We start from the raw sequence: 14,073 nt of genomic DNA on the forward strand, positions 1-14,073 counted from the left end.
TGAACGGCTAGTTCCACGGTTCGCCATTCCCGAATGACCAATCCGAACGGTCGACAAAGACCATGTTGATCATGACGTCATCGGGGCGAACAGATAGCTTGCTCTTCAGTTCGTCGGCTATATATCGGTAGAAGGCAAGCTTCGACTCTTTATTGTTTCCGACAGTGCTGGTCACTTGGATCAAGATGAAGTCAGGGGATCGCTCCCAACCGAGAAAGTGCGGGTCGTAGATTAGATTATCGGGTGAATGCTCCCCGACGACTACAAAGCGATCCCCATCCGGAGCCTTCAGGACATCGACAATCCCCTGGTAGACGACGTCGGCCAAAGTGGCGCGATACTCGGACGTTTTCCCTTTAAGCAAGTCGATACGTGCAAACGGCATGGCTGTCTCCTCCGGGTTCTGAGTTGGTTGCAAATCGTTTGGATTTCTCATCAAAGTCGGCGACGAATCGTGATCTCCATCCCCGCTGGTAGCTCAACTCCAGCATAGATCGCTGTGTTGCTTTCTGTGAATGCTCAAGGCTTTCAAATACATGCCTAATCCTGTCACGTACACTGGTGCTCTATGAGCCTTCTCGAACAACGCGCATCGAGAAACCTACAAGAGCTGGCACAAAGCCTACGGCAGTACACAGATGGTATCGATGGAAGCGATACATTTCCGACTGCCATCCAGGGACTGTCGATTCTTCGCTCCGATCAGGCAAATCGGCCAGCTAGCTGCTTGTTCAAACCCGCTCTCTACATGACCCTTCAGGGAGCCAAATGGGCGACCTTTGGGGACAAGCGCTACAAGTTTGGGGCGGGACAGTCACTTATGGTGGCTGTCGATATACCTTCGCGCGGTACGGTCGTTGTCGCAAGTTCAAAGACACCTTATCTCGGACTCCAAATCGAGCTGGATTTTTTCATCATGCAGGAGATGGCGGAAGAGACCGGGATCACTCTGACCGCAGCCAGCAAGCCAAAAGCCCGTGGCGCATTCGTTCTCGAGCTAAATCGCCAACTAGTGGATTGTGCCCAGCGCGCGATTCATCTTATCGGGACTCCAGAGGCGATCCCGAGGCTCTATCCAGGAATCATGCGTGAGATTTGCTACTGGCTTTTGACGGGTCCCGAAGGTCATCAGGTCAGCCAAATCATGATCATGGCAAACGGACAGGACCGAAGGATCATTCAGGTCATTCACACTCTTCGAAACAAGCTGAGTGAGACAATCCATGTGGCAAATCTCGCCGTTGCCGCGAATATGAGTCAGGCGACATTTCATCGTCAATTCAAATCGGTGACGGGGATGACACCCATTCAGTATCAAAAGCAGCTCCGACTCCATGAAGCCCGTCGTTTGATGATCTTCCGTAATGCCACGGTAGAGTCTGCTGCGCATGACGTGGGTTACGTGAGCGTCTCCCAGTTCAGCCGTGAGTACACGCGCGTGTTCGGAACCTCCCCGCGCCGTGATGTCTCTATTTGGAGACGTTCTCGACCAATACAGTGAAGTTCACTGGTCACATATGAAGGTGCTCTGCCTGAAGCAACTGAGAGCGAAGTTCAAAACCGATCAGTACCGAAAACGCCGTTCTCGGAAGTGGGCACCGCAGACTTGAAGCCGTTTAAATGATTGTTGTTCAACACGGAAGGATTCGTGAACTGAACCTGCGGTTCCATCCGCAGTTAGTGGACAACGGAGTCGGCTCGCTCTGTCAACTAAACTCCTGAACCGTGATTCTTGTTCTCCCAGGCAATGTGGAATGTTCGATTGTTCAATGTCCCCGGAAAGCTTCCGGTACGGACTCCGATCTCCAGCAATTTTGTGCCCGGTTTGTCTATTGCAGTGGCACATGCCAGTGATCTGCGATGGCTTTGAGTTCTGCTGCCGTCAGGTAGGTGACTGCGCCGTGCTTGGGGCTGGTGAAGTTTGTGGTCTTCATGACGCCTTCATTGAAGCGGCCGAGGTTGGTGAACTGCTGGAAGTCCGTTGTTTCGCTGAAACCCATGTTGCTGGGACGCGCGCCATACACGTCATACATGAGGACGTACTTGTCCGTACCGAGACGTTTGAAGGTGGTGGGCGCTTCGGTGGAGACTTTTTCGGGGTCGATCCGTTGCGGATCCATCTGGTAGCCGCCGGTCAGCGTGCTGGAGACGCCATGACGAATCTTAGCGTCTGATACGAAGTAGAGCTCGTACTTGCCATGGAAGGGCGTGATGTCGCCGTCCGCGCCGTCGGTGTGGGCGAGAAGTTCCGGCTTGGTTTCGAGCCTGGTGAAGGCCGGGTCGGTGTAGGCGTAGTAGACGTCGCTGCCCTTGGGGCCGTAGCGCATGGTGAAGTAGACCATCATCTTCTTCTTTGCGGGATCGTAGATGGTCTCCGGCGCCCAGGCGGTGCAGATATTGCCGAGTGCCGGGAAGGCTGTGTCGACGCGGAAGTCTGAGTGGGACCAGTGGATGAGGTCGTAGGACTTCATGAGGACGAGAGCGCGGTTGTTGCCCCATCCACACTCCTCTACCGGGCGCTGGAAGGGCGTTTTGAAGATGCCTGCGCGCTGGCCGAAGATGTGCAGGTCCGTCATCGCGAGATAGAAGGCTCCGTCAGGCCCGCGGGTGATGTGGGGGTCGCGGACGCCCTTCTGCTCGGCGAGTTCGGCGCCCAGGAAGATGGGCTGGCCGTCATTGATGTCGGTGAAGGTGTAGCCATCTTTGCTGGCGGCGAGGTAGGCGGCCTGCGTCTGGTCCTTGAAGTAGACGAGGAGGTAGCCACCGAAGTCCTTCTCCATGGGAGCGCGGAAGCCTTTGGGCTTGGTGAGTGTCTTGACGAGCTCGATGCCGGTGGGGCGAGGCGTGGTTGAGGTCGCCGGGCCGCGGTGGGCGGCCTTCCAGTCGATGGCCGTCTTGAGGACGGCGAAGAAGGCGGGCTTGGGTTTGCCCTGGCGGTCCCAGAGGAGCGGGTGGTTGGTGCGGCCGCGCGTGGGGAAATTGTTGAGCCAGGTGTGGCCGTCGTCGACGCCCCAGAGGGTGATGCGGCCCATCTGGTTAGAGTGTTCGAGGAAGACCTGGAAGAACTCGGCGTAGCGCTGGGCGAGGCGCTGCTGCATCTCTTCCGGCAAGCCGTCTTTGTAGGGGTTGGAGTTGGAGTCGCCTTTGGCGGTAGCGGAGACGTCGGCGGAGTCGAGGACGCTGGTGCGTGGGAGGACGTCGATGTCGAGCTCGGAGATGTTAACGCGGACGCCGAGGGCGGCGAAGTCTTCGATGGTTTGCGCTTCGACGGCGGGGGTGGGGCGGTCGATCTTCATGTGGCCCTGCAGGCCGACTCCGTTGATGGGAATGCCGGCTGCCTTCAGCTTTTTGACGAGGGCGAGAGCGCCTTTGCGCTTGGCTTCGTTTTCGAGCGAGTAGTCGTTGTAGTAGAGCTCGGCGGCGGGGTCGGCTTCGTGGGCGTACTCAAAGGCCTTGGCGATGAAGTCGTCGCCGATGATCTTGTACCAGTTGGACTGGCGCATGGAGCCGTCGTCGGCGATGGCTTCGTTGACGACATCCCATCCCTGAATGCGGCCTTTATAGCGGCCGACGATGGTGTGGATGTGGTCGCGCATGCGGGCGAGAAGAGCGTCGCGGGTGAGGGGCTTGCCATCGGCGTCTTCAAAGACCCACCTGGGCGTCTGGCTATGCCAGACGAGGCAGTGGCCGACGATGAACATGTGGTGCTTCTCGCCGAAGGCGACGTATTTATCGGCGGGGTCGAAGTTGTACTTGTCGACGCCGGGCTGAACGACCTCCCACTTGAGGACATTCTCCGGGCTGATGGTGTTGAAGTTCGCGGCGATGATGTCCTTGGTGAGGAGGTCGCGCTCTTCAAACTGAGCGTTGTTCAGCGCTGCGCCGACGCGGAGGTAGGGCGAGTAAGCGTCCTTGAGCGTTGTGGGTGTGGCTGGGGCCGGAGGCTGCGCGTGCGCGGAAATGGCGGCAACAACGAGAAGGGCGAGGGCGAGACGTTTCATGTGTGGCTCCGGCGAGAAAACGATTTCTTCGGCGGTAAAAAAGATATCAATTCCTGGTCGCGGAATGCCATGGCCAACAAGGTGCGAAATCTATTGTGGAAAGAGACGAAGGAAGAGACATAAACGTTCTTAGACCATGCATCACTCCCCATAAACGCCGTTCTCGGCACCTAGCCTGCTTCGTCGTTCAAGCAGGGGGCGGCGCGGCAGGTAACCCTGTGCGCCTTTTATGTGCCTGCGGTGTTTAGGCTTTCTGGCCCGGTGCCGCTACATTGCCGAGTGCGGCCATGCCCAGGCGGTCGCGTAGTTGGGTAAGGTAGAGGCTGCGTGGAGATACGTGCTTGTCCAGCGATTCGATGTAGCCGCCCTCCTTGGTCAGGTCCTGGAAGGCAGTGTTGTAGCTGATCATATCCACACCGATGTGGCCGAAGGCGTAGTTCTGTGCGGTGGGTGGCTTCTGCACCAGGAACGGACCTACGCAGTTCCAGAAGACGGTATTGCCGCCGCCCCAGCCGATCACGATGTCTTTCCAGAAGCGGGCCGTGAGCGGCGCGTGCACGTTGTCGTAGAGACCGCCGGTGGCCCACTGCTCGTGTGTTTCGCTGGACGAATAGGGATTGGTGGCAGCACAGTCGAGATACACGTTCAGCGTGGACGTCGGCTGGCCCATCATGAAGGAGTGGCGACCCTTGTCAGAGTGGCAGCGCTGGACCAGCGTGAGCTCTCCGCGCAAGGCAAAGGTGAAGCGGCGAGCGCCCATGCGGCGCGAGACGGGTTCGCGCGAGATGCAGTCTTCCACCGTGATCCACTTGGCTCCGCGCTGCGTGCCCACCAGGCTGTTGGCAAAGTGCAGAGCGGTGCAATTGCGCACCCAGCCGTTGCGGATATTGTCCATGGTGACGAAGTTCCAGAAGTGGTCCTCGTCGGCGTAGTACTCTTCGCCCTTGTAGTCGGGGCGGTCCATGTTGCCGTACTCGTTGGTCCGCTTGGTGGGATCAAACTCTGACATGGCGCGGATGTTCTCCACGCCCACGTTGGCGATGCGGTCGTTGTCTTCGTACTTGAGCACCTCGCCGCCTCCCCACTTCTTTTCGATGGCACAGGTGATGGGTGCGTCGACCGTGATCAGGTTCCCGCGCACGTCAACGACAACGCGGTCCCACTCCACGTTGAACGGTCGCCAGCGCGTCTGCGGCGTGGCGCCATTCATGCCCATGGCGTCAATCCATTCCTGGTTGCCGATCCGGCGAACGATGACGGTATCGCCGGGCTTGAAGCCCCGCGCATTGGCTACGCGCACGGTATGTGATCCCACAGGTGTGTAGTCGTCCGTAACCGCTTGCTTGCTGTCTTCCCTGGGGATCCAGCCGGCGCTGCCTGCAATTCGGACAAGCGTGGGTTGTACGCGGCCGGGACCGGTGGCGTCGGTTGTGCGGCCGGTCCCGGTGCCGATCAGGATCGTACCCGTGTCCCCCATCCCTTCACCGCGCAGCACAACGCCGCTGGCCTTGATGCTCACTGGAGTGGCCAGTGGGTAGTGACCCGCGCGCAGCAGCAGAGCTCCTCGAAATCCATCAGCGTCCAGCGGAAGAGCAGAGACGCGCTCGATAGCCGCCTGCAGGTTGGCCGCGTTGTCACCGGCAACCGGCCAGATGGTCTCACGCGTGGGCACAAAAGGGATGGGCACACCCCCGCCGCCATAGCCGGCGTTTGAGAAGTCCGGTATGGTATTGCCCTGTGCGTCAGCCGTGTAGACCAGCTTGCCGGACGGGCCGGGGTGAACGCGGGAGACCGTAGGGCGTAGGTCGGTCTCGGTCTGAGCGTCACTCTGAGTGCTCTGGGCAGGCAACATGGCTGTGGGTGCAAAAGCTGCGGCCATCTGCAGCATTCTCCGTCGCGATACAGAAGGATTAATCATCATTCACTCCCGGGCGACCAATATACCTGCGGACGTGAACCGCAGGCATCTGCAACCGCTGCGGATAAGGCGATGAGCGACAACAGCTCTAATCGTGGTAACTCGCGCTCCAGGTCAGTTGAGGAGAAGCCGACTTCCGGTTACCAATCCCGCGCTGAATGGCAGGCACGTTTACGAGAGGCGCGCTTTATCAGAGAAGTCACTCCAGATGCTTTCCAGCAGACCGACTCACGCCTTCCGACCCGCCTGCGTGATTGAGCGAATCTAGCTACCAATAGGCAAGTGGATCAGGGAGTACAGCGCCGCAGGTGCAGTTCTGTTTCGGAGCTTCGACAGGGGTCATCTTGTCACAGCCAGGACAGCGGACGCGGCGTGGATTGAGGCGGCCCGGAACCCACACCCCGGTCATTCCGCCCTGACCGAATTCCGAGGTAAAGTAGCGGCTGACCATAGAACGATGCTCTCCCTGTTTCATCAGGGGCGCCATGGAGTCCAGGGTCTCCCAAGCGGTGATGGTCATCAGGCAATCTCCCACGACAACTGAGACCAAGCTGATGAACCCCGGCATGGTTAGCATGTCCATAGCTATCTTGCGGCCGCTTTCCTTCATGACGGCGGCCTCCTCTGGATTGCGCGCAAAGAAGTTGGTGATACTGAACGCACCGGGAAGGGCGGTGCTTCCATTGCTTGCGCGAACGCTGGTGCCGAACCCGAAAGGGCCGATTGCGGAGGGCTGCACGATGATGTCAAGTCCCAAGGCGCGCGGTACGGCGTCACTATCGAAATATCCTTGCAGGGAAAGGATTTTTCCGCCTTCGATGCGAGCGAAGTCGGCACCGGCCAACGCGATCGAACGGCCCGTAGGGGGCAGGCCCATCATGGGGCCCGTGTTGGTCCCCTTCATGAGCCACTCGGCTGAGACCAATCCCTGAGCGTTATTGGTCAAACTTACCGTTTCGAAATTCAAATCGGGGAAGGCATGCCAAAGGGATTCTGCGTAGGCTGCTATCGCTGCTCCGGCAAGCGGACCAGCGGTCGTTGGGTCGGTGTAGGTTCCGCATTCAGCGAATGTGGAGACAATGCCAGATGCATCGTGCCGATTCCATGCGTCGGTATAGTGCTGAAAGACTTCTGCTGGATTCAGGGGCATGCACGCATGCTAGCACCGCGGTGCGAAGGCATGCCACATTGTCAACGAGTCTTTCAATTCCAGGAAAGATGATCCAATTCGGACGAGAGGTAGGCTCACCGTGCACATAGCGGATCGTCTAGCCGTTTATGTAATCGGGTGTCCCGTGCGAGTCCATCTCGTTCTGTCAAAGATGTGGATGGATGTAGTCAAGAACGCCTCGAGACGCTGGACAACGCTGATCGACTGTGTCTCTGGTTTTGTAGTCCCAGCATCAAACGACCAATAATTGAAAAGGGGCCGACCGAGGATATTTTCGCGAGGAACAAATCCCCAGTAGCGGCTATCAGCGCTGTGATTACGATTGTCTCCCATGGCGAAGACTTTGCCGGCAGGAACCACCAAGTTGCCGTCAGCAATATGAGATGCCAGCTCCTCCGACCAGACGGCCGTAGCACCTTCCGGAGCACCGAGAGCGGGAAAATCATCGCGTGAAGGCGAATATTGGTCCTCAGGGTCTTCGCTTAGGTGAGGCAGGATAGCGTACGGCTCATTTTGGCGTACCCCGTTTAGATAGACAATTCCGTGATCCAAACGAATGCGATCCCCGGGTAGGCCAATCAGGCGCTTGACCAGGATTAGATCGGGCGTTTCGGGATTAGGCTTCAAAAACACAATAATGTCGCCGCGCCTGGGCTCTCGAGAGTGGACGAACGGGGCCCATCTCGTTGGAGGAGCAAAGGTCATACGATCCACGACGACATGGTCGCCAACAAGCAACGTCTTTTCCATTGAGCCGGAAGGGATCACAAAATTCTGAGCTAGACCGCTCATAGTGAACAGACCGATAACTAGAACAACACAGATCGACGAGAGTGACTCTAAGCGCGTCTCGCGATGCTTATTGGCATTGATTCCCTTAGATACATTCTGATTGTCTTTACCTTGAGCCAATGAGTAGACCTCGTCAGAGAACGCCTAATTCTACAGCTCAATCCCAGAGCAGCTTGCTACGATTGTAGACTCCCTGAAAGTTTTAGTTTTCGGCAACTTCAGCGGATTACTCCTGATAAACGACTCTTCCCAGAAGTAATCGAACCCGGTCAAGGGTCAATGAGTGTATCGGCCTGTTCTTCCCCAGCGAAGACTTGGGGGCGATAGGTAAACACAAGCCGACACTATGAGGACTTATTACATCTGTCACCACCATCTGCTAAAGTGCCGTTCGATGAGAAAGTATGCTTTTTGCGCTGCATCTGCATTACTCATAGGAGCACTCAGCCTTCTGTCGACAGCACAGCAACCGCAGGCGCCGGAAGGGGTGCCGGACTGGGCGCTGCCCGGCTCGGCGACGCATAAGCAGGTGCCTCCACCTTCCGATTTCCACCGATCCAGCCGGATCGACAAGATGCCCATCGGCATCTTCGATGGGCAGGCGGACGTGGGCGGTGCGCTTGTGGAAGGCAGCGGCAGATACGACAAATCCATCGGGCAATATACGGTGACCTCGGCCGGATACAACATTTGGTACCAGCGCGACGAGTTCCATTTTCTCTTCAAGAAGATGTCGGGCGATGTATCTCTTGCGGCGAATACCAGTTTTCCGAAGGCTGGTGGCTACGGCGATCGCAAGGTTGTGCTGGTAGTCCGGCAGACACTTGAGGACGACTCGAAGGAAGCCATGGTCGGTATGCACGGCACCGGCATGATTCACTTAGCCGATCGTCCGGAAAAAGGCGCGCAGATGAGGGACATGGAATATCGTTTTGGCGGCACCCTCAACGGAGTGATGGCTCAGCGGATCGGGATCAYGAAGAAGGGTGATGAGATCACGATTTACGCGTCGATTAAGGGTGAACCGATGCACCCGCTTGGGCCTCCGCTGACAATGCACTTCGACGCACCTTTTTATGTGGGCATCGGTTTCTGTTCGCATCTCCCAACCACGCTCGACACGGGAGTCTTCTCTCACGTGGTGCTGCTAAATAAAGCAAGCAAGGTCGAGTAGCTGTTTCGCCTGGAATTCACCGACTATGCTACGCCGCGCCGGCTCTGTCTTACTCACGATTGTTTGATCCGTTACTGGCTGCAAGCGGTCTCAGACCCCACAAGCCAATACGCTGCAGGATGACGTTCTCACGGCTCAGGTGATAGAGCACTTTTCCTGTTGCTGGGTATCCCGGGAGGGGAGTACAGTGGCGTTTTCATTGCGGAAAACGCCCATAGATGCGGAAACCCTACACTACACTTACAGGAAAAATGCTCCAGCGTTTTCTGGAATCACACCGAGGGAATCGCCGATGGCTCAGTCACGCCGTAGCTGGATGAAAACCGCCGCCATGGGCTTGGGCGGCTTGCTCGCGAGCGAGCGCAACCTTGCCGCGCAGCCGGTGAACCACGCCTCCGCTTTGGCCGACCCGCGCGACGAGATCAAGATAACCGGACTCGAGATCATCCCGGTCAACTCGCTGCGCAGCATCTTCATCAAGATGCACACCGATGCCGGTATCACCGGAATCGGGGAGGGCACTGTGGAGGGACGCATCCCCACGGTGGCCGCCGCCATCAAGGAGATCGAGCCCTACCTCATCGGCAAGGACGCACGCCGGCCGGCACACCACTGGCAGGCGATCTACCGGCACGCGTTCTATCGCGGTGATATCGTCCTCACCTCCGCGCTAGGCGCGGTCGATATCGCGATGTGGGATATCAAGGGCAAGGCGCTGGGAGTTCCAATCTATGACCTTCTGGGTGGCCCAACGCGGGACCGCATCAAGTGCTACGGCCAGGCCGAGAGCGTCGAAGAAACCCGAACCCACGTGCTCGCCCAGGGCTACCGGTCGATGAAGACCAGCGTCTCGTCCACACGAGGCCGGCTGTCACGCTCGTCCGAGAACCCGTACTATATCGACGGCTTTGTCGAAAAGGTAAAGGCGATCCGCGAGCTCGTCGGTCCCGACTTCGACCTGGGCATCGAGATGCACGGCGAGCATGAGCCGCCCGCCGCGATGGAGATCATCAAGGCGCTCGAGCCCTTCCGCCCCTGGTTCTATGAGGAGCCGATCCAGTTCCAGAACCTGCCTTTGATGGCAGAGATGGCGAAGAAGACGGTGTTCCCCTTCGCCACGGGCGAGCGCATGGTGACGAAGTGGCAGTTCCGTGACCTGCTGACAGCCGGCGCGGCGCAACTGCTGCAGCCGGACGTTACGCATGTGGGCGGCATCACCGAGCTGAAGGCGGTGGCCACGCTCGCGGAGGCCTTCTATGCCGATATGCTGCCGCACTCGAAGGAAGGAGTGGTGGGCTTTGCCGCCTCGATGCACGTGGCGGCGTCGATCCCGAACTTCCTCGCGCATGAGGTGCCGTCGCTGCAGGCGGTAAAGGGAGGGCCGCCCAATGTGCAGCGCAGCCCGATGGGGAAGAGCTACATCAAAAAGCCATTCGTGATGACCGAGGGCAACATTGTCCTGAAGGGCAATCTGGACGGGCCGGGGCTCGGCATCGAGCTGGATGACAACCTCATCGACAATGAGCGCGGTATCCCGGAATGGAAGTTCCCGGAGATGTGGGATGCGACAGACGGCTCCGTACGCGACCACTGAGATTTGTGATGTTCCATAAATCAGCAGGGGCCTTCCTCTTTAACTTCTCGCAAAACTTCAATAGCGGCGTGGCGCTGTGAAAAAAGGTCAGCCCAACCTGCTCCTCAAGCCTTTTTAAGCTTTGCGCCTGCTGCTTGCCACGCATACCCCGAATCCGTCCAATTCGCGTCGAATCTGAACTGCAGCTTACAATTCTCGAATTGCGGTCACCGGGTTCCGGCGCATCGCTCGATGTGCGGGAAGGTAGCATGCTAACAATGACATTGCTCCCAGAAGCATAACGACGGAAACGACGGTGATGGGATCGTTGGCTCCGATTCCATACAACATCCGGCCGATGACACGTGTCAGTCCCAACGCGGACGCTAGTCCCAGTGCCAGCCCAATGCCTGTGAGCCACAATCCCTGCACCAGCACGAGTCTCAGCACGTCCACCCGTGAAGCACCTAGAGCCATTCGTATCCCGATCTCGTGGGTTCGCAACTGGGTTCGATATGCCACGACGCCGTAGATTCCGGTTATGGCAAGAACCAGCCCAATCAGCGCGAACATCCCCGCCAGGGTGCTCTCGATGACGGCGAAAATGTTGGCCATCTGGGTGCTCTCCCGCATGGAACGCACATCGAAAACCGGCAGTCGCGAATCGATCCCATGGATGGCGTTTTCCACCATTGGCTCCAGGTCGACGGGATTACCCTCGGTTTTCACCTGCACCATCGTCTCGTACCCCGGCTGCTGGAAATAACTCATATAGACCATAGGCTCGGGTGACTCATTCACGAAAGTATGGGTTGAATTCCTCGCCACGCCGACAACCGTGAAAAGGCTGCCCCAAATCCTGAGCCTCTTTCCCAGCGGATCCTGTCCCGGCCAGTAGCGCCTCGCCGCGGTCTGATCCACGATGAGTACCCTCGGGGCCCTTTCATCGTCCTCCGGCGTAAACTCGCGTCCTTCCAAGATGGGTATATGAAGGGATTCGAAATACCGCGGTCCCACTTCGGCATTCTGCACCAGCAGAGATTCATGAGGGTGCGGCACATACCCTTCCGGATACGCATCGTTTCTCTTTTGAATCAGGGTCATCGGAATCCAGTCGGTAAGAGACGCAACCTCCACGCCGGGCAGTGCCGACACGCGATCAAGTATCTTGCGACGGATCAACTTTGCCTCATCGTTGCTGTAGCCGGCGATATTCAGCCCAACGGACGCAGTGAGAACGTGGTCTTGCTCAAAGCCGGGGTTCGCCGCGGCGAGATTCCGCAGCGTTCGCAGAAATAGCCCGGAGCACAACAGCAACGGAAGGGTAAGCGCGATTTGCGCCACCACCAGCCCACTGAGCAATTTCCGGTTGCGTGAGCCGCCGGAGATACTTGCAGACTCTGCCTTGAGTACCTCAATGGCCGGCGCGTGAGAGGATCGCCAGGCGGGGAGCGCGCCGCATAGCATGCCTGCCAAAAGAGAAGATACCGCAATCCCGATCACCACCCTATGGTCCACGTTCCCGTTCAGTGCGAGGGGAACTGCGTTCACTGGAAAGAACCACGCAAATGTTTTCGATGTCCACCATGTCAATACAAGGGCCACGGCTCCCGCGACGATGGAAATCACAGCGCCCTCCAGCATCATCTGCCGCACCAGTTGCATGCGATTGGCCCCGAGCGACTGCCGGATGGCAAGCTCACGCCGCCGGGATACAAACCGCACCAGCGTGAGCGTGGCCACGTTCGCACTGGTCAACAACAGCACCACGCCGGCGAAGGCCAGCAGAATGGGCAGCGTCGCCGCCATGTATCCGTTGGCGCCGAATGGCGAACGCCACATCGGATCGAGCGTGATCCGGTTATCGCCGAGATGCTGGTCCGGATACGCCACTACAATATGGTGCATCGAGGTATCGAGATCCTGGGTTGCCTGGCCACGGCTCACGCCGGGCCGCAATCTTCCTACTAAGATCAGCCAGTCCGAGTCGCGATGGGTCATTCGCCACACATCCGTCCCGAGGGGATCGAGCGTTACCCACAGATCGTCAAGCAGCCCGGGAGCTGCTCCGACAAACCCCTCCGGCGCCACACCGATCACCGTCACCGGATGCCGAGCGACCTCGATCGACTTGCCCACAATTGCCGGGTCTTTGCCATAACGCGTCTTCCAGAGCGCGTAGCCCAGGACCACGTTGGGTACCGCACGGGCCTCCTCGTCCGGCAGAAAGAATCGCCCCAGCGTTGGCTTGATGCCGAGCACATCGAAATAATTAGCCGACACATTCGCTATATAGACACGATCCGGCTGTGCGCCGCCAGTCAGCGCAATCCAATCGTTATGATAGGCAAGTATTCCGGCAAAGGCGTGGTTCTGCTCGCGCAGATCGCGATAGTCGATATAGGAGAAAGGCGGAGTCGGCGAGAAGTTCCGTTCTCCCCGCTGCAGGCTTACGAGTTCGCCCGTGTCTCTCGCGCCCGGAATCGGACGCAACATGGTGCCGTCGATCCAACTGAATACGGTGCTGTTGGCGCAGATAGCTACTGCCAGCATGGCCGTAGCGGTGATCGTAAAGCCGGGGCTCTTGCGCAGTTGCCGCAGCGCGTAACGGACATCCTGGCCTAGTTGGTCAAGCCAGGCTTGGCCCCACATCTGGCGCGTCACATCCTGCACCAAAGGAACGCTTCCAAACTCCCGCGCTGCTGCTCGTCGCGCTGTCTCCGCCGTTTCCCCTCGCGCTACTCGATCTGCAATCGCCATCTGCAGGTGTGCATCAATCTCTTCCTGCAATTCGCGCTTGCGCCACTGAAAACCGAAGCTCGGGAACCACTTCATGACTCACTCTCCTCCGGCTTGACGTACATCACCGACCCAATCGCTTCAACAATCCGCTCCCATCGGCCCAGATCTGAGGCCAGCTGCTTTTTCCCCTTGGCCGTGATTCGGTAATAGCGGGCTTTTTGCTTGCTCTCCGACTGTTTCCACTCAGACTGCACCCAGCTCTGACGCTCCAATCGATGGAGAGCCGGATACAGTGATCCGGTCTCCACCTGAAGCACGTCCCCGGATCGCAAACGTAAAGCCTGGACAATTCCGTATCCGTGCTGCGGTCCCCATTGCAGAGTCTGAAGAATAAGCATGTCGAGTGTTCCCTGTAGCAGCTCGATTCGGTTCTTATATTGGCTTCTTTCGTTCATGGATGTAGACACACTACTCCCATTGGAGGTAGATCGTCTACTTCATTTTGTACAGCTAGCGACGCTCAACTCCGAATGAGTTTCTTTGTTGCTGCTGCGCGTTTCTCATCGGCAATCATCGAAATATCGCAGCTCCGATTCAATGAGTGGTAAGCCCTGTTGTCATCACCCCAAATGGGATGGGTCTACAGAAGCGGACCTGGAGTACGTTTGTCAGCGGGTGTGTTGAACTAGTTCTTATCCGAGC

10 protein-coding genes are annotated in these 14,073 nt (G+C 58.0%); 3 read left to right on the top strand and 7 right to left on the bottom strand.

Going from position 1 to position 14,073, the window contains the following annotated elements:
• Nucleotides 1-7: 7 nt before the first annotated feature.
• Nucleotides 8-385, bottom strand: a complete 378-nt coding sequence (locus tag AB4Y89_RS21280; protein ID WP_442302951.1) for a tautomerase family protein — start codon at nt 383-385, stop codon at nt 8-10.
• A 183-nt stretch (nt 386-568) separates the two neighbouring features.
• On the opposite strand from AB4Y89_RS21280, the gene AB4Y89_RS21285 reads away from it, so the two are divergent.
• A complete protein-coding gene (locus AB4Y89_RS21285; RefSeq protein WP_442302952.1) occupies nt 569-1,501 on the top strand; it encodes an AraC family transcriptional regulator N-terminal domain-containing protein in 933 nt (310 codons plus the stop codon).
• A gap of 328 nt (nt 1,502-1,829) precedes the next feature.
• Here AB4Y89_RS21285 and AB4Y89_RS21290 read toward each other — a convergent pair whose 3' ends face one another.
• The 4 genes from AB4Y89_RS21290 to lepB all read right to left on the bottom strand — a co-directional run bounded on the left by AB4Y89_RS21290 (nt 1,830) and on the right by lepB (nt 8,002).
• On the bottom strand, nt 1,830-4,001 hold the full coding sequence (locus tag AB4Y89_RS21290; RefSeq protein ID WP_442302953.1) for an endo-1,4-beta-xylanase: 2,172 nt from the start codon (nt 3,999-4,001) through the stop codon (nt 1,830-1,832).
• Nucleotides 4,002-4,245: 244 nt separating this feature from the next.
• Nucleotides 4,246-5,880, bottom strand: coding sequence for a hypothetical protein (locus AB4Y89_RS21295; RefSeq protein ID WP_442302954.1), 1,635 nt, complete (start codon nt 5,878-5,880; stop codon nt 4,246-4,248).
• A 307-nt stretch (nt 5,881-6,187) separates the two neighbouring features.
• Nucleotides 6,188-7,069 (bottom strand): ester cyclase, encoded by an 882-nt coding sequence (locus tag AB4Y89_RS21300; protein WP_442302955.1) that lies wholly within the window; start codon nt 7,067-7,069, stop codon nt 6,188-6,190.
• A gap of 126 nt (nt 7,070-7,195) precedes the next feature.
• Nucleotides 7,196-8,002, bottom strand: coding sequence for a signal peptidase I (gene lepB / locus AB4Y89_RS21305; protein WP_442302956.1), 807 nt, complete (start codon nt 8,000-8,002; stop codon nt 7,196-7,198).
• 274 nt (nt 8,003-8,276) lie between these two features.
• On the opposite strand from lepB, the gene AB4Y89_RS21310 reads away from it, so the two are divergent.
• Complete coding sequence (locus AB4Y89_RS21310; RefSeq protein ID WP_442302957.1) at nt 8,277-9,056, top strand: biopolymer transporter Tol; 780 nt, start codon at nt 8,277-8,279, stop codon at nt 9,054-9,056.
• Between the two features lie 187 nt (nt 9,057-9,243).
• On the top strand, nt 9,244-10,650 hold the full coding sequence (gene dgoD / locus AB4Y89_RS21315; RefSeq protein ID WP_442302958.1) for a galactonate dehydratase: 1,407 nt from the start codon (nt 9,244-9,246) through the stop codon (nt 10,648-10,650).
• A gap of 186 nt (nt 10,651-10,836) precedes the next feature.
• On the opposite strand, the gene AB4Y89_RS21320 is transcribed toward dgoD, so the two are convergent.
• Together AB4Y89_RS21320 and AB4Y89_RS21325 are read right to left on the bottom strand one after the other, a co-directional pair.
• Nucleotides 10,837-13,464: an ABC transporter permease gene (locus tag AB4Y89_RS21320; protein WP_442302959.1), complete on the bottom strand. Its 2,628-nt coding sequence runs from the start codon at nt 13,462-13,464 to the stop codon at nt 10,837-10,839.
• Nucleotides 13,461-13,826, bottom strand: coding sequence for a PadR family transcriptional regulator (locus tag AB4Y89_RS21325; protein ID WP_125487364.1), 366 nt, complete (start codon nt 13,824-13,826; stop codon nt 13,461-13,463). The genes AB4Y89_RS21320 and AB4Y89_RS21325 overlap by 4 nt, the downstream gene beginning before the upstream one ends.
• Nucleotides 13,827-14,073: the final 247 nt, after the last annotated feature.

This window comes from Terriglobus sp. 2YAB30_2 (assembly GCF_052114765.1).
Taxonomy (GTDB): domain Bacteria; phylum Acidobacteriota; class Terriglobia; order Terriglobales; family Acidobacteriaceae; genus Terriglobus.